This window comes from Granulicella mallensis (assembly GCF_014203225.1).
Lineage (GTDB): Bacteria > Acidobacteriota > Terriglobia > Terriglobales > Acidobacteriaceae > Granulicella > Granulicella mallensis_A.
Genome location: NZ_JACHIO010000036.1, coordinates 1 through 22862, shown reverse-complemented (window position 1 = coordinate 22862; position 22862 = coordinate 1). Strand labels below are relative to the sequence as shown.

20 protein-coding genes are annotated in these 22862 nt (G+C 60.4%); 18 read left to right on the top strand and 2 right to left on the bottom strand.

Annotation, left to right across the window (positions count from 1 at the left end; genetic code table 11):
- The first annotated feature begins 106 nt into the window (after positions 1–106).
- The 6 genes from HDF15_RS24945 (at position 107) to murG (ending at position 8213) form a co-directional block, all read left to right on the top strand.
- A complete protein-coding gene (locus HDF15_RS24945) occupies positions 107–1621 on the top strand; it encodes a UDP-N-acetylmuramoyl-L-alanyl-D-glutamate--2,6-diaminopimelate ligase (protein ID WP_184260995.1) in 1515 nt (504 codons plus the stop codon).
- Positions 1618–3009: a UDP-N-acetylmuramoyl-tripeptide--D-alanyl-D-alanine ligase gene (gene murF, locus HDF15_RS24940; protein ID WP_184260993.1), complete on the top strand. Its 1392-nt coding sequence runs from the start codon at positions 1618–1620 to the stop codon at positions 3007–3009. Before HDF15_RS24945 ends, murF begins: the two co-directional genes overlap by 4 nt.
- 362 nt (positions 3010–3371) lie before the next feature.
- Positions 3372–4508: a phospho-N-acetylmuramoyl-pentapeptide-transferase gene (mraY, locus tag HDF15_RS24935; protein ID WP_184260991.1), complete on the top strand. Its 1137-nt coding sequence runs from the start codon at positions 3372–3374 to the stop codon at positions 4506–4508.
- A 64-nt stretch (positions 4509–4572) separates the two neighbouring features.
- Positions 4573–5925 carry a UDP-N-acetylmuramoyl-L-alanine--D-glutamate ligase gene (gene murD, locus HDF15_RS24930; RefSeq protein WP_184260989.1) on the top strand — a complete coding sequence of 451 codons (1353 nt, stop codon included), beginning with the start codon at positions 4573–4575 and terminating at the stop codon, positions 5923–5925.
- A 78-nt stretch (positions 5926–6003) separates the two neighbouring features.
- A complete protein-coding gene (gene ftsW, locus HDF15_RS24925) occupies positions 6004–7095 on the top strand; it encodes a putative lipid II flippase FtsW (RefSeq protein WP_184260986.1) in 1092 nt (363 codons plus the stop codon).
- The gene (gene murG / locus HDF15_RS24920; RefSeq protein ID WP_260331359.1) at positions 7095–8213 is read left to right on the top strand and encodes an undecaprenyldiphospho-muramoylpentapeptide beta-N-acetylglucosaminyltransferase; all 1119 of its coding nucleotides are present in this window, start codon (positions 7095–7097) and stop codon (positions 8211–8213) included. The genes ftsW and murG overlap by 1 nt, the downstream gene beginning before the upstream one ends.
- A gap of 68 nt (positions 8214–8281) precedes the next feature.
- Here murG and HDF15_RS24915 read toward each other — a convergent pair whose 3' ends face one another.
- On the bottom strand, positions 8282–9097 hold the full coding sequence (locus HDF15_RS24915; RefSeq protein ID WP_184260985.1) for a YXWGXW repeat-containing protein: 816 nt from the start codon (positions 9095–9097) through the stop codon (positions 8282–8284).
- A gap of 141 nt (positions 9098–9238) precedes the next feature.
- Complete coding sequence (locus HDF15_RS24910) at positions 9239–10303, bottom strand: acetamidase/formamidase family protein (protein WP_184260982.1); 1065 nt, start codon at positions 10301–10303, stop codon at positions 9239–9241.
- Between the two features lie 62 nt (positions 10304–10365).
- Here HDF15_RS24910 and HDF15_RS24905 point away from each other — a divergent pair, with 62 nt between their 5' ends.
- From HDF15_RS24905 to tsaE, 12 genes are all read left to right on the top strand, one after another.
- On the top strand, positions 10366–11190 hold the full coding sequence (locus HDF15_RS24905; RefSeq protein ID WP_184260979.1) for a GNAT family N-acetyltransferase: 825 nt from the start codon (positions 10366–10368) through the stop codon (positions 11188–11190).
- A gap of 126 nt (positions 11191–11316) precedes the next feature.
- Entirely contained in the window at positions 11317–12696 is a 1380-nt protein-coding gene (murC, locus tag HDF15_RS24900; RefSeq protein ID WP_184261022.1) for a UDP-N-acetylmuramate--L-alanine ligase, read from the top strand.
- 10 nt (positions 12697–12706) lie between these two features.
- Positions 12707–13027: a hypothetical protein gene (locus HDF15_RS24895; RefSeq protein ID WP_184260976.1), complete on the top strand. Its 321-nt coding sequence runs from the start codon at positions 12707–12709 to the stop codon at positions 13025–13027.
- Positions 12969–13202, top strand: coding sequence for a type II toxin-antitoxin system VapC family toxin (locus tag HDF15_RS26550; RefSeq protein WP_409254890.1), 234 nt, complete (start codon positions 12969–12971; stop codon positions 13200–13202). The genes HDF15_RS24895 and HDF15_RS26550 overlap by 59 nt, the downstream gene beginning before the upstream one ends.
- On the top strand, positions 13108–13419 hold the full coding sequence (locus tag HDF15_RS26110) for a PIN domain-containing protein (RefSeq protein WP_311733206.1): 312 nt from the start codon (positions 13108–13110) through the stop codon (positions 13417–13419). The genes HDF15_RS26550 and HDF15_RS26110 overlap by 95 nt, the downstream gene beginning before the upstream one ends.
- A gap of 111 nt (positions 13420–13530) precedes the next feature.
- Entirely contained in the window at positions 13531–14865 is a 1335-nt protein-coding gene (locus HDF15_RS24880; protein ID WP_260331354.1) for a cell division protein FtsQ/DivIB, read from the top strand.
- Positions 14862–16088, top strand: a complete 1227-nt coding sequence (ftsA, locus tag HDF15_RS24875; protein WP_184260967.1) for a cell division protein FtsA — start codon at positions 14862–14864, stop codon at positions 16086–16088. Before HDF15_RS24880 ends, ftsA begins: the two co-directional genes overlap by 4 nt.
- Positions 16089–16251: 163 nt before the next feature.
- Positions 16252–16947: a hypothetical protein gene (locus HDF15_RS24870; RefSeq protein ID WP_184260964.1), complete on the top strand. Its 696-nt coding sequence runs from the start codon at positions 16252–16254 to the stop codon at positions 16945–16947.
- Positions 16948–17418: 471 nt separating this feature from the next.
- Positions 17419–18963, top strand: a complete 1545-nt coding sequence (gene ftsZ, locus HDF15_RS24865; RefSeq protein ID WP_184260961.1) for a cell division protein FtsZ — start codon at positions 17419–17421, stop codon at positions 18961–18963.
- 21 nt (positions 18964–18984) lie between these two features.
- The gene (locus HDF15_RS24860; protein WP_184261019.1) at positions 18985–20250 is read left to right on the top strand and encodes a penicillin-binding transpeptidase domain-containing protein; all 1266 of its coding nucleotides are present in this window, start codon (positions 18985–18987) and stop codon (positions 20248–20250) included.
- Positions 20251–20532: 282 nt separating this feature from the next.
- Positions 20533–22161, top strand: coding sequence for an NAD(P)H-hydrate dehydratase (locus HDF15_RS24855; protein ID WP_184260958.1), 1629 nt, complete (start codon positions 20533–20535; stop codon positions 22159–22161).
- A complete protein-coding gene (gene tsaE, locus HDF15_RS24850) occupies positions 22158–22610 on the top strand; it encodes a tRNA (adenosine(37)-N6)-threonylcarbamoyltransferase complex ATPase subunit type 1 TsaE (RefSeq protein WP_184260955.1) in 453 nt (150 codons plus the stop codon). The genes HDF15_RS24855 and tsaE overlap by 4 nt, the downstream gene beginning before the upstream one ends.
- Positions 22611–22862: the final 252 nt, after the last annotated feature.

Here is a 22862-nt window from a genome sequence, read left to right as displayed (position 1 = left end):
GCTGCGCTCGGAATGACAAGCCAGAAAAGCAAAAGCAAAAGCAAAACAGCAGGAAGGACAGAAGTCTTCGCGCTTCTTTATGCTGTAAGTGAAAAGGGATCAACCAATGCAGTGGGTCGAAGCCATCTCGGGTGTTCGTGTGATTGAGGTCGCCGGTTCGCGCGCTATCGACGTTCGCGGTGTGCAGTACGACTCGCGGCGTGTGGCTGCGGGCGATGTGTTCGTCGCGATGAAGGGCGGATCTAGCGATGGCAATCGCTTTATCGATGCGGCGATCCGGCAGGGAGCGGTGGCAGTCGTAACCGACTCAGCCGCGACGTTCGCAGCTCTTCGAGAGCAACAACCGGAGTTGGCCCTGGCCCTGGTTGAGCATGGCCGTCGTGCGCTCGCTGAAGTAAGCGCGGCAGTCTTTGGCCATCCTGAACAAAAGCTGAAGCTGAGTGCTGTGACGGGTACCAACGGGAAGACGACGACGGCATTTCTGCTGGAGCAGATGCTGCGCAGCGTGGGGCGTAAGAGCGTGCTGTTGGGAACGATTGAGACGCATATTGGCGATGAGGTGCGTGAGAGCGAACACACCACTCCAGAAAGCCGCGATGTGCTCGCGGTGTTTGCCGAAGGTGTGCGTGTCGGTTGCACCGAGGCGGTGATGGAGATGAGTTCGCATGCGCTGGAGCAGGAGCGAGTATGGGGCCTGCCGGTGGATGTCGCGATCTTTACGAACCTGACGCAGGACCATCTGGACTATCACAGCACGATGGAGGCGTACTTTCAGGCAAAGGCGCGGATCTTTGCAGGGGTAGGAGCGCCGCCTCCGCGTGTGGCTGTGATCAACCTCGACAGCGAGTACGGCGATGAGATGTGTCATGAGTTTCGCGGTGCCACGCTGATGACCTATGGCATGGGAGAGTTCGGTAGCTACCGGGCGGAAAACATAAGTCTTGCCCTGGGAGATACGCGTTTCGACTTTGTAACTCCTGAAGGACGGATTGCGATGCACTCGCCGTTGAGCGGGCGCGTCAACGTGGAGAACCTGCTGGCGGCCTCGTGCGCGGCGTTGGCCAGAGGATTGACGCTGGAGCAGGTGGCGCAGGCTGCCGAGATATTGCATCAGGTGCCAGGACGATTTCAGGTGGTGCCCGGATCGAAGGCGGCCGGCTTCTTCGTGGTGGTGGACTACGCTCACACCGACGATGCGCTGCGAAATTTGATTGCCCTGGCTCGCGAGTCGGTGGTTAGCCATGGCGGGCGTGTGATTACACTGTTCGGCTGCGGTGGCGATCGCGATAAGACGAAGCGTCCGAAGATGGGACGCGCTGCGGGAGAAGACAGCGATCTGGTCGTGGTGACCAGCGACAATCCGCGCAGTGAAGAGCCGATGACGATCATCAACGAGGCTTTGCTGGGTGTTCGTGAGACGCAGATGACCTTCATCGTGGAAGAAGACCGGCGCGCGGCGATTGAGGTGGCGATTCGTTCGGCGAAGCCGGGAGATATTGTGCTGCTCGCGGGCAAGGGGCATGAGAAGGTGCAGATCTTTGCCGACGGCACGGTGCCGTTTGACGATGTTGCGGAAGCGGAGCAGGTGCTGCGCGAATTAAAGGTTGAGGTAAGCAAGTGAAGCTGACATTAGGACAGATCGCCGACTGGATTCATGCCGAGGGCGACTTTGATTCGACTGCGCTGGCGCAGGGATATTCGATTGATTCACGCACGATTGGCGCGGGGGAGTTGTTCTTCGCGGTGCGGGGGGAGCGTGTCGATGGGCATGACTACGTTGAGATCGCGCTGGCGGACGGCGCTGTGGCGGCGGTGGTCAGCATGCGCTGGCTGAAGCCGGCGACCGTCGACGAGGGCAAGCTGCTGCGCGTGCCGGATGAAGAAGACGACTGCGTGCTGCAGTCGATGCAGAAGCTGGCGAATCGGGTGCGCCGGGAGTGGGGCAAGCGGATCATCGGTGTTACGGGGTCGGCGGGCAAGACGACGACGAAGGAGTGCATCGCGCAGGTGCTGAGTGCGAAGTTTCATGTACTCAAGAGCGAGGGCAATCTGAACAATGGCTTCGGCATGCCGCTGCAACTGCTGAAACTCGAGCCCGAGCACGAGGTCGCCGTCATCGAGATGGGCATGAATCATGCGGGTGAGATTCGTGCCCTGGCGAAGATCGCGGAGCCGGATTGGGCGGTGGTATCGAATGTTGCGCCGGTTCACCTGGAGCACTTTCCGGACGGTATCGAAGGTATTGCACGCGCGAAGTATGAGCTGGTGGAGGCGCTGCCTGCCGATGGCATTGTGATCCTGAACGGAGACGATGAGCGCGTCGCCTCGTTTGGTAAAGGGATGCGTGGACGCACTGTGCTGTATGGAACGCTGCCGGGGCTGACGGTGCGTGCGGTCGAGATCGAGGAAGCTGGCCTGGACGGAACAAGGTTCCGCGTGGGAATCGTCGGGCGTGTGCAGAAGATCCATCTGCGGTTGATGGGCCGGCACAATGTGTTGAATGCGCTGGCGGCGGTTGCTGTGGGCCTGCAGAGCGGGATTGACCTGAAGGATTGCTGTCTGGCCCTTGAGCAGATGCGGCCGACGGAGAAGCGTGGCGAGGTCATCGAGTGGCATGGCGCGAAGATCATCAATGATTGCTACAACTCCAACCCGCGAGCGCTGGAGGCGATGGTGGAGGCGCTGCGAAAGACGAAGGCCACACGGCGGATCGTGATTGCGGGGGAGATGCTGGAGCTCGGGCCGGAGGGTGCGGCGTTGCATCGCGAGAGTGGTGTTGCGATGGCGGGCATGGATATTGTGGTCGGCGTTCGCGGACTGGCGGCTTCGCTGGTCGAAGGCGCAGAGTCTGAAGGGGTTGAGGCGAAATTTGTAGAGACTCCCGAGGCGGCAGGCGAGTGGCTGCGGGAGAATCTGCGCGAGGGCGATGTGGTGTTGATGAAGGCCTCGCGCGGTGTGCGGTTGGAGAAGGCGTTGGTTGGGCTGGAGACGGCTGAAAAGTCTGTCTGAAGTGCTGTAGCTGTTGTTGTTTGTTTTTCGTCGTCATCCTGAAGCGTAGCTGAAGGACCCCCGCATTTTGCACGATGCTAGTGGAAGAACGAGTGCCTGTACCTGGCGCATTCTTACGTTGTCCCGATGTAACCGAGGTGGTTCTGAATGCGGGGGTCCTTCGCCAAACCACCCCAACAAGCGCAAAGTACGCGCTTGTTGGGGACCCCGGTACGGCTCAGGATGACGACGAAAAACAAGCAATGGGAGAAACAAACAACAGCTTTTCAATCACGTCCTAAGGGATAGAAGTTGATTCACCCTCCGAATCGCTGCCGCATGGAGCGGGGCGGAGGATAAGATGTTCACGCGAGGCGAGTCCGTTGCTCTTTTGGCTGCTCTATCAAAAACTGTTCCCCTACTTTCCGTTATTCCGGATCTTTCGCTATGTCACGTTCCGCTGCGTCTTCGCGAGCATGACAGCGCTGCTGATCGGCCTGCTGGTCGGGCCGTTCGTGATCGATCGTCTGCGCCAGTTCCAGATCGGCCAGTACATTCGCGAAGAAGGCCCGAAGAGTCATCAGAAGAAGGGTGGCACGCCCACGATGGGCGGCGTTCTGATCTGCCTTTCGATCATCGTGCCGACGCTGCTGTGGAGCAATCTGGGGAATCCGTTTGTCTGGCTTGTGATGTTTTCAACCATCGCGTTCGCCGCGATCGGGTTTGCGGACGACTACATCAAGGTGGTGCATAAGCGGAACCTCGGGCTTACATCGAAGCAGAAGTTGTTCTTTCAGTTCCTTGTGAGCGGTGTGGTTGCGGTGGTGCTGCTCGTGCTGCAGTCGCAGCGGGTGTACTCCACGCGCCTGATGGTGCCGTTCGCGAAACGGTTCAGACCCGACCTGGTGTGGGAGTGGATGGGGCATATCCCGCATATGCATTGGCTGGCCTTCGTGCCGTTCATCGCGTTTGTCATGCTGGTCATCACGTTCTCGAGTAATGCCGTGAACCTGACTGATGGATTGGACGGCTTGGCGATCGGCTGCACCATCATCGCGGCGGGAGCGTTGACGGTGCTCACGTACGTTAGCGGACATGCGGTGTTCAGCGACTATCTCGAGCTGCAGCGCATGCCCGAGGTAAGTGAGTTGACGATCTTCTGCGGGGCCATGGTGGGGGCTTCCATTGGGTTCCTTTGGTACAACGCGCATCCGGCGGAGATCTTCATGGGCGATGTCGGCTCGCTCGCGCTGGGGGGAGCGATTGCCACGGTTGCGGTGGTCATCAAGCAGGAGTTGCTGCTGCCATTTATCGGCGGCGTGTTCATCCTCGAGGCGGTCAGCGTGATTCTGCAGGTGGGCAGTTACAAGCTGCGGGGAGGCAAGCGTATCTTCAGGATGGCGCCGCTGCACCATCACTTCGAGCTGGGTGGATGGTCGGAGTCGAAGGTGATTACGCGGTTCTGGATTATGGCGCTGGTGTTCGCTCTATGTGCGCTGACCACATTGAAGTTGAGATAAGTCAGCAAGTCAGCGAGTCAGCAAGTCAGGGAATAGAGATTAGAGATACAGGATGGGGTGTGCAATGGAGCTGGCTGGCAAACGCGTACTGGTGGTGGGACTCGGTAAGAGTGGGTTGGCGGCTGCTCGCTTTCTGAAGGAGCGCGGTGCTCGGGTGACCGTCAGCGATGCTCGTCCGGCGACCTTGATTGCTGAGCTGCCGGGGCTGCTCGATCAGGGAATTATGGTCGAGGCCGGCAGCCATGGGTTGTTGACCTTTCGGCGGCAGGACCTGATTGTCGTGAGCCCGGGTGTGCCGATGTCGACGCCGGAGCTCAAGCAGGTGCGTGCGATGGGGATGCACATCATCGGCGAACTGGAGCTGGGCGCGCAGTTTTTGCAGGGTGAGGTAGTAGGGATTACGGGGTCGAATGGGAAGACGACCACGACCACGTTGATGGGGGAGATCTTCAAGGCGGCTGGACGGGCCACGCTGGTGGGCGGGAATATCGGCAAGCCGGTGACGGAGCTGGTGGGGGAGAGCACGCCGGAGGCCTGGAGTGTGCTGGAGGTTTCGAGCTTCCAGCTTGAGACGGTAGAGTCGTTTCGCCCGCGCATTGCGATGGTGCTGAATATTACGCCGGACCATCTCGATCGGCATGGCGATTTTGAAAACTACGCCGCTGCAAAGGCTCGGATTACCGAGTTCCAGACGGCGGAAGACTTCCTCATCCTGAACGCGGAGGACAAGCCAACACAGATGGTGGCGGCGAAGACCAAGGCGCAGATTTATTGGTTCAGTCCTCGGAGGCAGGTCAAGCAGGGGGCGTTCGTGCATGGCGAGACGATCTTCTTTACGCCGAGCGAAGGGGCAAAGCCTGAGCCGGTGATGCCTGTGGCAGAGATTCCACTGGCCGGGGCGCATAACGTCGAGAACGTGCTGGCGGCGGTGTGCGCGGCGCGTCTTGCGGGAGTGGCGAGCGAGACGATTCGCGCTGCGGTGGTGGCGTTCAAGGCCGTCGAGCATCGTCTGGAGTTTGTGCGTGAGCACAACGGCGTGCGCTATTACAACGACTCCAAGGCGACCAACGTGGATGCGACGGTGAAGGCGGTCGAGGCGTTTGCGGGTGGGATCTACCTGATTCTCGGCGGCAAGGACAAGGATTCGGACTATGCGGTGATGGGACCGCTACTGCACGAACGCGTCAAGATGGTTATCACCATTGGTTCAGCGGCAGAAAAGATTGAGCACCAACTCGCCGGTGTCGTGAAGATAGAGAGAGCGGAGACGATAGATCGCGCGGTTGCACTGGCGCATGAGTCTGCTGTCGCGGGCGATACCGTTCTGCTGGCTCCGGCGTGCGCGAGCTTCGACCAGTTCCAGAACTATGAGCATCGTGGGCATGCCTTTAAGAGCCTGGTACTGGCGTTGGGGTAAGGCGGATTCAGCCAGCGAAGAGCTATGAGGTTTTTGAGCTTAGAGTAAAAAGTTTTGAGAAGTGGGTTGTAGGGAGCAATGGCAAAACGGGTTGGCGTTGATAAGTGGCTGTTCGGGACGGTGCTGTTGCTGGTCCTCTTTGGACTGGTGATGGTGTTCTCCGCCTCGGCTGTCATGGCCAAGGCAACGGTCGGCTCGCCCTATGCGTATGTGATGAAGCAGGCGGCGTTTGCCGCGCTGGGCATGGTGGCGCTGTTTGCGCTGATGCGTGTCGACTACCGCAAGTACAACAACCCGAAGCTGATCTTCCCGCTGATGGGAATCACCGGGCTGCTGTTGCTGGCCGTGTTTTTCATGCACACCATGAACGGAGCCCATCGCTGGATCAGGATCGGCGGCCAGACCTTGCAGCCGTCGGAGCTGGTTGCGCCGGTGATTATCCTGTTCCTGGCATGGTTCCTGCAGACGCGCATCCATGCCATCGACGATATCAAGGAGACGCTTCTTCCTGCGGTGATTCCTCCGCTGGTATTCATCGCCCTGATTCTGAAGGAGCCCGATCTGGGCACCGCCCTGGTTTGCGTGGTGGTGCTGATGTTGATGCTGTACCTCGCGGGCATGCAGATGAAGTGGTTGTTTATCGCCGCTGGATGCGCCGCGCCGGTGCTGTACTACATGCTGTTTCACGTGGCCTGGCGTGCCGCGCGCATGAAGATCTTCCTCAATCCTGAGTCCGATCCGAAGGGCGCAGGCTTTCATATTCTGCAGTCGCTGATCGCCGTCAGCACGGGCGGCATTCGTGGCCTGGGCCTGATGGAAGGGCGGCAGAAGCTCTTCTATCTTCCTGAGCCGCATACCGACTTTATCTTTGCGAATATCTGCGAAGAATTGGGAATGATCGGTGCGATCTGTGTGGTCGCGGCCTTCTGCGTTCTAGGCTATCGCGGGTTGCGGGCTGCGTTTCTTTCGACCGACCCGTTCGCACGGTTCCTGGCGTTTGGATTGACGTCGGCGATTCTTGTTCAGGCTTTCTTCAATATCAGCGTGGTGCTGGACCTGTGCCCGACCAAGGGGATTACGCTGCCGTTTGTCTCTTCAGGCGGTACGAGCCTCTTTGTCACGCTGGCGTGCATGGGCGTGCTGCTGAATATCACACGTGAGATTGATTGATGGCAGAAGGCAGCAAGTCAGCGAGTCAGCAAGTCAGCGAGTCAGTGCTTCGGGTGATGATTGCCGGGGGTGGGACCGGTGGGCATGTCGTTCCGGCGCTGGCGATTGGGCGTGAGTTGCGGGATAAGCAGGGGGCCGAGATTCGGTTCGTTGGCACGGAGCGTGGGATCGAAACAAAGCTTGTGCCGGAGGCGGGTTTTGTTTTGGAGTTGGTGCGCTCCGGTCAGTTGAAGAATGTAAGCTTTGCGACACGGTTGCGTACGATGCTCGATCTGCCTCTGGGTATCGTGCATTGTGTTCGGCTGATGCGGGAGTTTCGTCCGCAGGTGGTGGTAGGTGTGGGCGGTTATGCCAGTGGGCCGGCGATGATGGCGGCGGTATTGCTGCGTATTCCCTCGTTGGCTTACGAGGCCAATGCCGCGCCCGGGATGACGAACCGCTGGGTGGGCAAGCGGGTGAGCGCGGCGGCCGTGAACTTCGCGCAGACGACTCGCTATTTTCGGAATGCCCAGGTAACGGGCGTGCCGGTGCGGCCCGAGATCTTTACGCTGCCGCTACGGCCAGTTGGCGCGCCTCCGCGCTTGCTGGTCACGGCCGGAAGCAACGGGGCCCTGATCTTCAACGAGACGATGCCGAAGATCGTCGCGCAACTGCTGGATGAAGTGCCAGGACTGACGATTGTGCATCAGGCTGGAGTGCGCCGGTTGGAACAGACGCGAGCGGAGTTCGCTGCGAGCGGAGCCGATCCAGCGAGGTGGTCCGTAGAGTCTTTCCTGACGGATATGCCAGCCCAATATGCGGCGGCGGACGTGGTGCTGGCGCGTTCGGGCAGCACGGTGGCAGAGTTGTGTGCGGCGGGGAAGCCCTCGTTGCTGGTTCCGTTTGCCGCTGCGGCGGACGATCATCAGAGGAAGAACGCTGAAGTGCTCGTGCAGGCGGGTGCGGCGGAGATGCTGCTGCAGCGCGACGTGACGCCGGAGACCCTGCTGGAGCATCTGCGTGGATTGCTGCTGGATTCAAGCCGAAGGGCTGAGATGGCGCTGCGGGCAAGGTCGCTGGCAAAGCCGGGAGCGCTGGAGCGAATCGCCGGAATGGTGCTGCAACTGGCGGGGCGATAGGGCTCGGGACAAAGAGAAAGGGCTGAGGAGTGATCCTCAGCCCTTTCTCTTTAGTTTCTGGTTGCAGATTAGCGATGTCCGCCACCACCGCCGTGACCACCGCCACCGCCATGGAAACCACCACCACCGCCACCGCCGTGGAAGCCACCGCCACCACCGCCGCCGTGGAAGCCGCCACCGCCGCCGCCGAAGCCACCACGGCTTGCACCGCCGACGTTGCCATGGCTGGCGCCTACATTACCGCGATTGCCGCCATTGAAGCCGCCGCCGCGATTGGCACCGCCGAAGTTTCCACCGCGGGCGTTTCCATTGATGGCCGAGCCGCGGAATCCGCCAGCCCCACCGCGGAATCCGCCGGCGCCGCCACGAGCGAAGGAAGCTCCACCAGGACGACCGCTGAAGCCGCCGTAGCTGCGGTTGTAGAAGTTGCCGCGGAAGCCGCCACCGAAGTGGCCGTAGGCGCGGTTGTACCAGAAGCGTCCACCGTTCCAGTAACCACCGTAGAAGCCGGTACCGAAGTAGCCGAAGCCGTAGTTGATGCCACCGTAGTAGCCGATGCTGCGGCCCCAATACCCGGCATGCCAGAAGTAGCCGCCGCCGCCCCAACCCCAGTAGCCGGGAGTCCAGAGACCGCCGACATAGGGGGGATAGACCCAGGCGCCATCGACCCAGGAGTACCCGGAGTCACCGTAGGCCCAGTAACCGGGGGTCCAGATGTAGCCGTCACCGGGGCAGAGAGGCTGGTCGTAGACCGGAATTGCAGGAGGTGCCACCGCCACCGAGACAAAGACACCGGCATGAGCCTTGACCGCAGGAACGGCAAGCAGGGCTCCGGCGAGCGTCGTGGCCGCCAGCAGTTTACGAATTGAACTCGTGATTTTCATAATTCCCTTTCCAGCCGGCCTTCGATTTGGCTGCAATGTGCGCAGGTTGCGAGGTGCTAGGAGAGAATTCCGGTTCCGGGGATGGTCCCCCTTATCCGGCTCTCGGTTTGATTAGACACGGACTCTGGATCATTTGTTGCGCTACTCTGCAGACTTCCTTTTAGGGCCCGTGAAAAGATTTTTGGGACACATGACGTGGACCCCGGACTTGGTATCGACCAGTTGGGTGATATTGACGTCGCAGGCGGTGGAGATGAGGGCGTAGGCGTCGTCGCGGGAGAGGTGGGGATAATCCGGGTTCTGCTCGGAGAGGAAGGTGATCATGTTGCGCACCGCCATCTCCGTGGCTTTGGTCAGGTCTTCGTGGAAACCCATGGCAATGTAGGCGTTAGGGGTTTCAGCACGAGGCCAGAGCAGGTGTTCCTGGGCGGCTTCTCCCTTGTGGACGATGAACTGGAAGGTGCCGGTGAGGAAGGTCTCGAGGGCGGTGATATCGACCTCGCCGTTGCCTTGTCCGGCGTGGCCGTCGCCGGCCTCAAAGAGCGCGCCGCTGGCATGGACGGGGTAGAAGACGACGGAACCGGCGGTGAGTTCTTTGTTATCCATGTTGCCGCCGTGCATCCAGGGAGGAGCGGAGTTCCACTTGCCGGCGGACTCAGGTGGAGCGATGCCCATGGAGCCGAAGAACGGGTGCAGAGGAATGGTAATGCCGGGGGCGAAGGCGGCGGTCATCCTGGTGCGATCAAGCGGGATGATCTTGGTGCGGCCGTAGGGGAAGTCATCGGGGAGGAAGCCGCGACCGGCACCGAAGCCGTTGCAGGCGAAGTTGGTGTCGAGCTGGATCTTGAGGATGCGGACCTCAAGGACGTCGCCGGGTTCGGCCTCGGCGACGGCAACGGGGCCGGTGAGGATGTGGCCACCGGGGCCGCGGTCGGCTTGCGGGACTTTGTCGTAGAGGTCGCCGAGCCAGGTGGGGATGTCGGCGTCGGCGACTCCTTCGGCCTTGAGCCGCTGGGGGGCACCGCAGGTGGAAGCCGTCTGCATGATGACGGTGTCGCCGGAGTGGACTGTCAGAACGGGTTTGGCGTGGGCGGAGTAGTAGCCCCAGGCGACGGTGGTGGGCGTGGCGAGGAGGGTTTGGGAGTTCTGCGCGGAGGCAGCGGTCGCGGCAAAGAACGCGGAAACGAGCAGGAAGGGGAAGCGCATAGTCGTGTATATCACTCACCGGTTATTACTGGCGACAAATCCTGCGAGGATAGACTTTTGGCATGGATGTCATAGTTCGTTTTTATGAGGATGTCCGGCTGTTCTCGGATGCAGCCGAAGAGTTCCTGTTGTCGCGCACGGTTCTCCATAACCTGATCCTGACCATTGTGGACGGGCGCCTGACGCTGCCTGAACCTGGCCGTTATTGGGTAGCTTTCCGCGCTGAACAGGTCGTTGGCGTGGCGGTGCAATCGCCTCTGACCTATCCGGCCACGATTGTTCCTATGGAGCCCGACGTGGCGGCCGCCCTGGTTGATGCCATCGTGGATGCAGACGTCATCCTGCCCGGAGTAAACGGCGAAGTGGCAACAGCCGCAAGCTTCGCCGGGAGATGGACCGAGCGGCGTAAATCTGCGGCATTTCCTGTCCAGGGACTTCGCCTGTATCAGTTGGTCGAACTGAATGAGACAGCTTCGGTTGAGGGGCAACTCCGGAGGGCCGATGCCGGGGATCGCAACCTCGCGGTCGCCTGGTTGCAAGAGTTTTATGTCGAGACGAAGATGCCCGCGATCAACGCCGAGAGCTTCATGGATGCGGCGCTCGCGTCGAAGCGGCTCTGGCTATGGCAGGATGGCAGCGTAGTTTCGATGGCCATCAGCAGTAAGCCTATTCAAGGGGTGGTGCGTCTATCCGCCGTGTACACGCCGCCGGAGAGCAGAAAGCGCGGATATGCCGCGGCCTGCGTTCACGGGGTCTCCAGGTATTTCACTGACGCGGGCTACCGCTGCATGCTGTACACGGATCTAGGCAATCCCGTATCAAACTCTATTTATCGCAGAATCGGGTACAGGGCTGTCGCCGAGGCCATCCACTACCGTTTCGACTAATCCTGATCGAATGCCGAGGGCACTGTAAAGGATTTCCAGCCATTGAGAGAAATCCAGAGGCAGGCTCTACCTGTCCAGATGGGACAATACAGGGGAATGAGTCTTTCGAATTTACCGGAACACGCTATGTTTGCGCCGTCGCACCGCATCCACTTTATCGGGATCGGCGGCATTGGGATGAGTGGGATCGCGGAGATCCTGCTGACGATGGGGTATGCGGTGTCGGGTTCGGACCTGCGTGGTTCGGCTACGACTGAACGCCTGGCCCGGCTGGGGGCAACGATCTATACGGGCCATACCGCCGCCAATGCCGCGGCGAGCGATGTCGTGGTCACCAGTTCGGCAGTTGCGAAGGATAATCCCGAGGTGGTGGAGGCGCGTGCGCGCAAGATTCCCGTGATTCAGCGGGCGGAGATGCTGGCGGAGCTGATGCGGCTGAAGTATGGCATTGCCATCGCCGGGATGCATGGCAAGACCACGACGACCAGCATGGTAGCGGCGGTGCTGGCGGGCGGAGCGCTGGACCCCACGGTGGTCGTAGGGGGAAGGGTAGATGCGATGGGGTCGAACGCCCGGTTGGGGCGCTCGCAGTATCTTGTCGCCGAGGCCGATGAGAGCGACCGCTCGTTTCTGAAGCTGTCGCCGATCCTTGCCGTGGTGACCAATCTCGATCGCGAGCATATGGATACCTACGCGGACCTGGCCGATGTCGAGCGGGTGTTCATCGAGTTCATGGACCGCGTGCCGTTTTATGGAGCGATTACAGCTTGCGTGGACAACGAGATGCTGCGCGCGATTCTGCCTCGGGCGACACGGCGTATCTATACCTATGGCGAGAGTCCGGATGCAGACTTCCGCCTGCGGGTGTTACGGCCCTCTCCCGATTGCCATGCGACCTTTGAGGTGAATACGCGCGGCCTGGTGCTGGGGCCGTTCAACCTGCATGTTCCCGGGCGGCACAACCTGCTGAATGCGACGGCTGCTGTGGCTATCGGGGTCCAGCTCGGCATTCCTCCGGAGAAGATTGCATCCGGGTTGGCGAGCTTTCGCGGTGTCGACCGCAGGTTTCAGACCAAGGGCGTACAGAACGGCGTCACCGTCGTGGACGACTATGGGCACCATCCGACGGAGGTTCGCGCGACCCTGCAGGCGGCGCGTGAGTGTGGCTATGGACGCGTCCTGGTGCTCTTTCAGCCGCACCGCTACACGAGGACTCGCGACCTGCTGGAGGACTTTACGACGGCGTTCGGCGATGCCGATTCGTTGCAGGTGCTGGATATCTATGCCGCCAGTGAGCAGCCGATCCCGGGTGTGAGCGGAGAGTCGCTGGCGGAGAAGATCCGGGCGGCTTCTGGCAGGATTGTCGCGTATGCGGGGTCTATGGAAGAGGCTGTCGAGCGGTTGGCGAGGGACGCGAGGCCTGGGGATCTGGTGCTGACGCTGGGCGCGGGGAATGTGTCGCTGGCAGGGGCGATGTTGCTGGAGCGGCTGGGCCTACGGGTGTAGGATTTCCGTTATGGGGACGACGAACACAGTTCGTGAGGATATGCCTTCGATGGGCCGTGTTCAACGGATAGCCGTTGAAGATATGGACAAGCATCTCGCCACACTCGAGGCTGAACTGAGCGGTGGAGGGGCTATCGAACTGGTGCGCGGAGACGCCGTGATTGCAGAGGTGCGTGCGCCCCAGTCTGTTTCTGTGGATACACGGCCGTTTTCGGCGCGGATGCCTGACTTCAAAGCGCAGATGCGAGAGGTCTTTGGCGATGTAGTTCTGGATGTCGATACGACGTCGTGGATTGAAGACGATCGGGAAGACCGTGACCACATTTCTTGATACCAGTTTTCTGATCAAGCTCTACATACCAGAGATTCATTCGGATAAAGCGGTTGCGATAGCCTCTCAACTTTCCGGGAGTGTCGCGGTCAGCGCTCTCACCGACGTTGAGATGGCCTCCGCTTTATTTCGGAGGCTCCCAGGCGCAGGGAATCTACGACAAGTATCGCCGTAATAGAGGGTCGGGGCTTTTTCAGGAATTTCCTGTAAATGACATGATTTATCTTTCTGCACGGACCTTGGCGGAGCGCCACGCTGCTGCCTTTCTTCTCCGTTCGATCGATATTCTTCATCTGGCCACGGCTCTGCATCACGGAGCGACGGGTATGGCAACCTTCGACAATAAACTTGCCAAAGCCGCTGCGGCTCTCGGTCTACAGGTTTTTTCCTGAGTTCCTGCGGCGATACCCACCGATAAGTTGTCCTCAGCCGATGGCGGCCCGGCTTTATAGTGGTGAGATAGGCGATTCTTCCGCGGCCTTGCTCGGGCTCGCGGTGTGATCATGAAGTTTGCAAAACGCGGCTCCGCGGTGCTTGAAGCGCCGGAGGAGGGGTATGCTTCGGAGACGAACTGGCCGAACCGCGAACCGGCGCCGGCCGGCATGCTTCAGCGCGGACGTCTGGCTGCCGATCCAAATGAGAATCCGGGCTCCCCTAATTACGCTCCCACTGTTGAGGAAGAAGTGTACAAACCACGGCGCGAATCTATGAGTTATCGTCTGCGCCTTGGCATCCCGAAGAGTCTTGCCGGAAAGATCATCTTCGCCGCTATTGCGCTAGTAGGACTCGGGGCCATCGTGATCGGCTACCTGGGCGTGCGCAATGCTTTATTCCATGACGACCGTTTTGTCGTTGCGACCGCCTCGGACATCCAGATCGTTGGGAATCAGCGCCTTACTCGGGATCAGGTCCTCGACATCTTTGGGGCGGACATTGAGCGCAATATCTTCCGCGTACCCCTTGCGGAGCGCCGGGCTGACCTTGAACGGCTGCCGTGGGTGGCCCATGCCACGGTGATGCGTCTGCTTCCCAACGGTATTCGCGTGTCCATTATCGAGAGAGTGCCGGTGGCCTTCGTCCGCCAGGGAACGCAGATTGGATTCGTCGATGCCGAAGGTGTTCTGCTCGATATGCCCCAGGATGCGGCCGGCGATCCCCGCTACTCCTTTCCGGTGCTCACCGGGCTTTCTGCGGACGACCCGCTTTCTGCTCGGGCCGCGCGGATGGAGGTCTACAAGCGCTTCATGAAGGATCTGGATAGCTCAGGCGAACACCTGACCCAGGCCTTGAGCGAGGTGGACCTGTCGAATCCCGAGGATGTGAAGGCGTTGATCCCCAGCGGCAGCACGGACATCCTGGTTCACTTCGGCGATGAGGACTTCCTCAATCGCTATCGCCTCTTCGAGCAGAATCTGCCGCAGTGGAAGACACAGTATCCGAAGCTGGCCTCGGTAGATGCTCGCTATGAGCACCAGTTTGTGCTGGAGATGGAGTCCGGCGCGGCCGTTCCACTGGCAAGTAATGGGGCTCCGCTGCCTGCGGTGCCCGTGAAACCGGCGACTTCAACGGCAAAGCCTGCAACGGCAGCGGCCAAGCCTCCGGTGGCCAAGCATCCTGATACGCCCAAGGCCGCACCTAAGGCGGCGGCCAAGCCCGCGACGAAGCCCGTGGCAAAGCCCGCCAAACCGAAGGTGAAGCCTGTAAAGCATCCGGCGGATAAGGCGCAAAGTTCAAATCAAAAGATGTTTGCCGCGTTGGCAGCGGCCCACAAGGCTGCGGTTGCAAATGCACATAACGGAGCGGCGGCTCACGCCACCGGCAAGCAGGTGACGCAATGAATCCGAGAAACGAAAATCTGATTACCGTACTGGACGCGGGAAGCTCGAAGAGCTGCGTGCTGGTGGCGGAGCTTACCGATGGCGTCCTGCGCTATCGCGGTCATGGCGTCGAGGCCTCCCGGGGCATGCGGCGTGGTGTCATCTCCGACCTCGGCCCTGCGGCTGAGGCCATCAACCAGGCGGCGCTGACGGCAGAGCGCGTGACGAAAGCGCCTATCGAAACCGCGGTCGTCGGTGTCGGCGGACCGCATATTCGTGGCATGAACTCGCAGGGCGGCATCAGCATGGGCAGTCGGATGAAGGAGATCACGCGCGAGGACGTTCGCTCGGCGATCGATCGCGCCCGCTCCATCGGGCTCGCACCCGACCGCGAGGTGCTGCACCTGCTGCCGCAGCAGTTTATTCTCGACGACCAGGCCGGCATCCACGATCCGGTCGGGATGGTGGGCAATCGGCTGGAAGTGAATCTGCATCTTTCGACGTGCTCCGGCAGCGCGGTGCAGAGCGTCGTGACCTGCGCGAACAAGGCCGGTCTCGAGGTAATGGACACGATCTTCGAAGGCATTGCGGCGGCGGAGGCTGTTCTCTCGGCCGATGAGCGCGAGCTGGGTGTCTGCCTGGCGGACATCGGCGCGGCCTCGACGGAGTTGGTGGTGTTCTTTGAAGGATCGGTGGCTCATACGGCGGTGCTTCCCATCGGCGGCGATCACTTTACCAACGATCTTGCTGTCGGGCTGCATGTCAGTGTGGAAGAGGCCGAGCAGTTGAAGCGGACCTATGGTAACTGCGTGGTGACGTCCGTTCCGCAGCTCAATGAGATTGAGGTCGGAGGAGACCTGGCGACCGGGGGACAGCCGGCGCGCATGGTGCGCCAGCGCTTTCTCGCGGAGGTCCTGGAGCCTCGTGCCCGCGAGCTGCTGACGATGCTTCGCGATAACCTGCGCTCGGGTGGCGTGCTGGAGGCGATGGGTGCGGGCTGTGTCTTTACCGGCGGCGGGGCAAACCTGCTCGGTCTGCTGGACAACGCCGAAAGCCTGCTGCGCGTGCCTGCCCGGATCGGCTACCCGGTGCCGCTGAGCCGTATGCCTTCAGAACTGGCAAAGCCGGAGTTTTCGGCGGCCATCGGGATGCTGCTGTATACGCACCGCACGCAGGTCCGCAAGGCCAGCGAGGAGCAGGGGCTGCGGCAGAAACTGAAGTCGATCTTCGCAGGCAGTTTTTAGCTGGGGTGCAGTGAGCGCAATGCCGTTCTGAGAGCAAATCTCCTGTTACTGGGAAGTTGAATCGGGCTTGCAGCACCGTTTTTCTGGGGAAAAACGGCCATAAATATCGAGGCTTCGCCTGTACACCTACAGGAGATTTGCTTTAGACGGTAGACTGGTATCTATGAGATTTGGCAAGTGGCTTGGTGTCGTTCTTTTGTGGCTGGGGTGCGGTCTTATGGCGCGTGCTCAAGCTGGCGTGTATATCGGGTATTCCGCAACCCGCATGACCGGTATTACGTGTTTCGACCCGCAGACCGCCGATCCGGGAGCGCAGTGTTTCACCACCAACCCCAGTGCCCTTACGACTCCTAACAACCACGTGAACCCATCCGGTGTTTTTCTTGGCGGAACCTATGACTTCCGCAACGTTGGTCCGGTGCGGTTGGGTGTGGATCTTCGTTATAACCACGACCGCGCGAATAAGTCCGCATCGAGTGGGGCAGGCGGGCTGAATACAACGGGAGCCAATACCGTGCTTGCCGGTATCAAGGGCACGGTGCATACGCCGGTCAAATGGCTGAAGCCCTATGCCGAGATGGCGTTTGGATGGACGAGCAGCAACGTTACGGAACCGTTTGGTACGTCTATCTCCTTTCCGAGCAGCCCGACTCCTCCCCGGCTCTATGACAACTTCTTCCGCTATGAAGGTTTCATCGGTGCGGACATACGCATTGCTCCAACCATCGATATCCGCGCGATTGAGTTTGGCCTTGGAAATATGAATCGTCTTGGAAGCACAGGTACACCTGGTTCCACGACCTCAGTCGGCTTGCAGTCTATCGGCGCCGGAATTGTGTTTCATCTGCCGACGAAGTAAGAGTTGTTTTTCTGTCGGTCAAGATCTTTGAAGACCTCTTCCTGTTGTTGCGGAGCTAAACGGCGCAACAACAGGAAGAGAGATAAAGGGCAGTGAGACGGCATGGCTGAGGCCATGCCTTCCGATTTAGAGCAAATCTCCTGTTGATGGGAAGTTGAATCGGGCGTTCAGTACCGTTTTTCTGGGGAAAAACGGCCATAAACGTTGTGGTTTCGCTATACACCTACAGGAGATTTGCTCCAGGCCCTGCAAATTCTTCGTGAGGCTTTGCCCGAAGCAGATCTGCTGACATCTCGGCACGCAGAGAATGGTCTTCGTGAGTGGCAGCCTCTAAGAAAATACGGGCAGATGCTGGTTTCTCTGCAGAAATGTAATCGAACTTGATGCGCACGTAGTTTTCCTGCGAGCTTTCCTCTGTTTCTACGTGCAGAATCTAGAAAGGTGTTTCGCAATCACCTCAGGAGATTTCCCATGCCCTATCAGCCCGACGATGCACTTCGCATCCATTACCATGACGAAACGCAGCGCAATGCGCGCATCAAGGTGATCGGCGTCGGTGGCGGCGGTAACAACGCGGTGAACCGCATGATCGCCGCAAACGTTGAAGGCGTGGAGTTTATCGCAGCCAACACCGATGCTCAAGCTCTTGAAACCTCCAATGCCCCGGTAAAGCTGCAACTCGGCGTGAAGCTGACCAGCGGACTGGGCGCGGGAGCGAATCCGGATGTCGGCCGTCGCGCCGCCCTGGAAGATTCCGACAAGATTATCGAAGCGCTGGAAGGCGCGGACATGGTGTTCGTCACAGCAGGCCTCGGTGGTGGCACCGGGACGGGTGCTGCGCCGGTCATCGCCTCGCTCGCCAGTGAGATGGGAGCGCTGACGGTTGCCGTCGTGACGCGCCCGTTCATGTTCGAAGGCAAGCGCCGCATGATGCAGGCCGAGCGCGGCATGCAGGAGCTGCTGGAGTCGGTCGATACGCTGATTGTGATTCCGAACGAGAAGCTGCTCGCTGTTGCCAAGGATGCAGGTTTCTTCGAGAGCTTCCGCATCGCGGACGATGTGCTCCGGCAGGGCGTCCAGGGAATCTCGGACATTATTACGATTCCCGGCGTCATCAACCGCGACTTCGCCGACGTAAAGACGACGATGGCGGGCATGGGCTATTCGGTGATGGGAACGGCTGTGCGTTCGGGACCGGATCGTGCTCGCGAAGCTGCGATGGCCGCGATGGCGTCTCCGCTTCTGGAGGCCGGTGCCATCGATGGAGCGCGCGGCATCCTGATCAATATCACGGGCTCGAGCAGCCTGAAGCTGAATGAGGTCAACGAGGCTTCGACGCTTATTCAGAATGCGGCGCACGAAGATGCCAACATCATCTTTGGCGCGGTGCTGGACGAGAAGATGGGCGAGGACGTGAAGATTACCGTGATTGCTACGGGTTTTCGCGATGAGATGCCTCAGCGCCGCAATCGCATGCTCGCCGAGTCGACGCTGCCGACACGCAGTGAGGCTGTGTTGCCGCGCATCGAGCAGCGGCCGGCCAATGTGCGCTTCGCCAGCGAAGTGCCGGTGCAGCCTGAGAAGACTTCTATCGAGAAGGAGCCGCATGAAGAGGCGGGCAAGGTGGAGTTGCCGGTATCGCAAGCTCAGGCCCCTCGCGAAAGCGAATCGCCTCGTATCTTTATGGAGCCGGAGTATGAGCCCGTCGTCTCGGTAGCGGGGAATGCCTCGGAGCGCGCGAAGATCTCGGAGTCCAGCCCCGAGCTGCTGCCCGTGGCTGCCTCGGTGTTCGATGACGACTTCTTCCGCAAGCCGAACGATGAACTGCGCGCCAGCCAGCAAGGGATGTGGCCCGAGCCTGCACAGGGCCGCGCGCCCTCCTACGACGTCAAGGAAGAGGCGAAGCCGTCGCAGTGGCCTGAGGCGAAGGTCTCAGCCTTTGCGGGGCATGTAGCTGAGAGCGTGCCCGCAACCGATGAACTCGATATCCCCGCATTTCTGCGGCGTAGCCACTAGAGCCTTCGGGGAGAAGAGATGATGAGACGGAGTGCACTGGTTCTACTTTTCGCGATGTTGGGTGGGGTCTCCGTCCTGCAGGCTGCGGCACCGAAGAGACATCGCGCGGCCGCGAGTCACAGTACTGTCTCGGCGCATAAGAGCCATGCGGTGGCTGCGCGTCGTGGTTCTGAGAGCCGGCGGCCAGCAACGCGCCGCGAACAGGTAAGCACACGCCGGGAGCAGGTTACGACGGGTCATGGACGGATCGTGCATGTCCGGGGACGCAGGGAAGTTGTGCGTCGTTACTCTGAGCGCTTTACCGCGAGCAGCTTCAACGACAACCTGACCGAGGGCGATATTACGACGGGTGAAGATCCGGTGGTGCGTGCGGCTGCTATCGAAGCACTGGGCAACATGAACGGCACGGCGATGGCGATCGATCCTTCCAGCGGGCGCATTCTTGCGATGGTGAACCAGAAGCTGGCGCTCAGCTCCGGCGCCGAGCCCTGCTCTACGATCAAGGTCGCAGTTGCGCTGGCGGCGTTGCAGGAGGGCCTGGTCAAGAGCGATACGCCGGTGAATCTTGGCGGGCATTACTCGCTCGATCTGACGCATGCCCTGGCGAAGTCCGTGAACCTTTACTTTGAGGTGCTGGGCCGGGCGATGGGCTTCGAGCGTGTGAAGCACTATGCCAATGAGTTCGGCCTGGGCGAGCTGGCTGGTTACAACATTCCGGGGGAACACCTGGGTACTTATCCTGATACGGAGCTGCCCAGGGCGGAAGGTGGCGTAGGCCGTATGTGCTCGTTTGGCGAGAGCATCTCGATGACCCCGTTGCAGCTTGGCGCGCTGGTCTCCGCGATCGCCAATGGTGGCACACTTTATTACCTGCAGCATCCGACGACGCCGGAGGCGATCGCCTCGTTTGAGCCGAAGGTGAAGCGGCTTCTCGACATTCAGCAGATCATTCCTCAGATTCTGCCGGGCATGCAGGGGGCGGTTAACTTCTCCAACGGAACCGCTCGCTCGCTGCGGTCGAACTTTGTGCAGTTTCCGGTCTTCGGCAAGACGGGAACGTGCTCCAACAACGGTACGCGGTACGGTTGGTTCGTGTCGTATGGCGATGCGCCGACAGGCCGCATTGTGACGGTGATCTTCCTTGAGGGCGACAGGCAGGTCTTCGGGCCCAAGGCCGCGGAGTTGACCGGAGAGTTCTATCGCGCGATGTATGAGCGCAATTACTTCCAGTCGAAGCCGACGCCTGAGTCTGCGTCGTCTACGGGGTTGCAGCACGCGGGGCAGTAAGGGCGTTTTGTCTTTCGCCGTCATCGTGAGGCGTAGCCCGCATTGTGGTTTCACCACGAATGATATGGGTAAAGAAGGACCGAAGGGGCACGATTGAAATCGTGCCCCTTCGCTTTGTGCCTGTCCTGAAGATTCCGTGGCCGCGCAAAATGCGGGGGTCCTTCAGCTACGCTTCAGGATGACGACGAAAGGCAAAAACAACAACCACTAGAGGTGAACGCCATTTGGCGCATCCCTGCTACAACTGCGAAACTGCTTGAAGGGGCCCAAGGAGTCTCGCCGATGAAGATTCTTACAGCGCAGGAGATGAGCGAGGCTGATCGCCGTTCCGTCGAGATGGGTGTGCCGATTGCCACGTTGATGGAGAATGCCGGCGCGGCTGTCGCGAAGTTCTGTCTGCGGCACTATGCGAATGAAGGCACTGTCGTTGTGCTTTGCGGCAAGGGCAATAACGGTGGCGATGGCTTCGCCGCCGCACGGCATCTCGCGCAGGCGGGTCGTACGGTTCGAGTCGTTTTGCTTGGCTCTGTGAGCGAGGTAAAAGGTGAGGCTGCTGTCGCACTCGAACGTACCACTCCACAGCCGGACGTCGAGGTCTTAGAGGCGCAGAGTGAAGAAGATCTAGAGGCTGCACTTGACGGTGCGGCATTGATCGTCGATGCCGTGGTGGGGACAGGGTTCAAGCCACCTCTGCGTGGTTTGGCTTTGGCTGCTCGCGAGTTGTTTGCCAAGACGGCGGTTCCAGTTGTTGCCATCGATCTGCCGAGTGGGTGGGATGCCGACTCGCTGGAGCAGAAAGCAGAGGCCTTTCGCGCCGATGCTGTCGTGACCTTCGTCGCGCCAAAGCTTGCACATGTCTTTGGACACCTGACTCCTGGCAGGACCTTTGGCCCAGTGGTGGTCGCGCCCATCGGAACCCCTGAGGCGGCAGTTGTATCGCAGACGGAACTGCATTGGGCCGGTGCTTCGAAGGCCCTGACGGAGGCGCCTCGCGACGTCAACGGCAACAAGGGAAAGTTCGGGCACGTGCTCATCCTTGGTGGAGGATACGGCAAGGCTGGTGCGCCATCGATGGCGAGTCTCGCCGCCATGCGTGCTGGTGCAGGCCTGGTAACGGCCGCGGTCCCGCGCGAAATTCTGCCGACGGTTGCGTCGATTGCGCCGGAGTTGATGCTGGAGCCTTTGGAGCAGGATACAGAGGGATTGCCGCTGGATCTACTGGAAGAAGAGAAGCTGGCGGAGTCGCTCAAGGGCATTAAGGTCGTGGGGATTGGGCCGGGGTTGGGGCAAGAGGGAACGACGCCGGAGTTTGTGCGTGGGTTCGTGGAACGCGTTACGCTGCCGATGGTGATCGATGCCGATGCACTGAATGCGCTGGCCGGGCATACCTCTCTGCTGCACGATGTCGTGAAGAAGGCAAAGATGGATGGCAAGCCGCGAACGATCGTGCTGACGCCGCATCCGGGTGAGATGGCTCGATTGGCTGGCCTGACCGTGAAAGAGGTTGAGGCCGATCGCATCGGCCTGGCACGGCGGTTTGCGACCGAGCATGGCGTTACGCTGGTGCTCAAAGGCTGGCGCACCCTGATTGCGCATCCGGATGGCCGCATCGCTGTGAATACGACGGGGAATCCGGCGATGGGCAAGGGAGGCAGCGGCGATATTCTGACGGGCATTGTGACCGCGATGCTGGGGCAACACCCGGACGATGTTGCACGCGCTGTTGAATCGGCGGTGTTCCTGCATGGGCTGGCGGGAGACTTCGCGACGCTGGCCCAGGATGAGCATACGGTGCTCGCAACCGATACGGTGGGGCATCTGTACGAGGCTTTTCGTTCGCGGGTCGTTGATGCCGACGGATTTACATGGATCGCCGGAATGGCGACGAATCACAGCAAGGAGCAGGGATGAAGGAGTGGACAAGAGAGAAGCGGCTGCGGACGCGCAGTGTGGGCGGAACGCTGGGGCTGGGCGAGATCATGACCGAGTTGCTGCGCGCGCCGAAGCTGGTGGTGCTGCGTGGCGAGCTAGGCGCGGGAAAGACGACGCTCGTAAAGGGAATGGCCGCTGCCCTGGGGGCGGCCGATGCGGAAGAGGTCGTCAGTCCCACGTTCACGCTGGTGCATGAGTACCGAGGCCGCAAGGTGCGGTTGTTCCATCTGGATCTGTATCGCCTGGAGACGGAAGCGGAGGTCGAGGGGCTCGGTCTGTGGGAGATGGCCGATGAACCCGATGCGCTGGTGCTGGTGGAGTGGGGGGACAAGTTTCCCAGCGTGATGGAGCGCGCGGATGCTGAGATCGTGATCACGCAGGGCGAGGTGGAGAACGAGCGGCTGCTGCATGTGCGGTGGAGAGATTAGGGCGAGTTTTGCTTTTCGTCGTCATCCTGAGCGGTACGCGAAGGACCCCCAAATGGGGGACCACACCGTCTGCATCGGGGCCACGGAGAAGGCATCGCCAGCTATAGGCACGGGCTCTCCTCCGCCAGCATTGTGCAAAATTCGGGGGTCCTTCGCGTACGGCTCAGATGGTATGAAGAGCGGCGTACCTTCCTGGTACGTGCTCGAGGCACAGATAATCCATCCGGAGGAAGATACGCCATGCAGACCCAC

Coding starts and splice junctions, on each gene's coding strand:
- ftsW (WP_184260986.1), top strand. CDS start 6,004: ATGGCAAAACGGGTTGGCGTTGATAAGTGGCTGTTCGGGACGGTGCTG.
- HDF15_RS24945 (WP_184260995.1), top strand. CDS start 107: ATGCAGTGGGTCGAAGCCATCTCGGGTGTTCGTGTGATTGAGGTCGCC.
- HDF15_RS24905 (WP_184260979.1), top strand. CDS start 10,366: ATGGATGTCATAGTTCGTTTTTATGAGGATGTCCGGCTGTTCTCGGAT.
- HDF15_RS24860 (WP_184261019.1), top strand. CDS start 18,985: ATGAGACGGAGTGCACTGGTTCTACTTTTCGCGATGTTGGGTGGGGTC.
- ftsZ (WP_184260961.1), top strand. CDS start 17,419: ATGCCCTATCAGCCCGACGATGCACTTCGCATCCATTACCATGACGAA.
- ftsA (WP_184260967.1), top strand. CDS start 14,862: ATGAATCCGAGAAACGAAAATCTGATTACCGTACTGGACGCGGGAAGC.
- murD (WP_184260989.1), top strand. CDS start 4,573: ATGGAGCTGGCTGGCAAACGCGTACTGGTGGTGGGACTCGGTAAGAGT.
- HDF15_RS24855 (WP_184260958.1), top strand. CDS start 20,533: ATGAAGATTCTTACAGCGCAGGAGATGAGCGAGGCTGATCGCCGTTCC.
- HDF15_RS24915 (WP_184260985.1), bottom strand. CDS start 9,097: ATGAAAATCACGAGTTCAATTCGTAAACTGCTGGCGGCCACGACGCTC.
- murC (WP_184261022.1), top strand. CDS start 11,317: ATGTTTGCGCCGTCGCACCGCATCCACTTTATCGGGATCGGCGGCATT.
- HDF15_RS24880 (WP_260331354.1), top strand. CDS start 13,531: ATGAAGTTTGCAAAACGCGGCTCCGCGGTGCTTGAAGCGCCGGAGGAG.
- HDF15_RS26550 (WP_409254890.1), top strand. CDS start 12,969: ATGTCGATACGACGTCGTGGATTGAAGACGATCGGGAAGACCGTGACC.
- HDF15_RS24870 (WP_184260964.1), top strand. CDS start 16,252: ATGAGATTTGGCAAGTGGCTTGGTGTCGTTCTTTTGTGGCTGGGGTGC.
- HDF15_RS24895 (WP_184260976.1), top strand. CDS start 12,707: ATGGGGACGACGAACACAGTTCGTGAGGATATGCCTTCGATGGGCCGT.
- murG (WP_260331359.1), top strand. CDS start 7,095: ATGGCAGAAGGCAGCAAGTCAGCGAGTCAGCAAGTCAGCGAGTCAGTG.
- HDF15_RS24910 (WP_184260982.1), bottom strand. CDS start 10,303: ATGCGCTTCCCCTTCCTGCTCGTTTCCGCGTTCTTTGCCGCGACCGCT.
- tsaE (WP_184260955.1), top strand. CDS start 22,158: ATGAAGGAGTGGACAAGAGAGAAGCGGCTGCGGACGCGCAGTGTGGGC.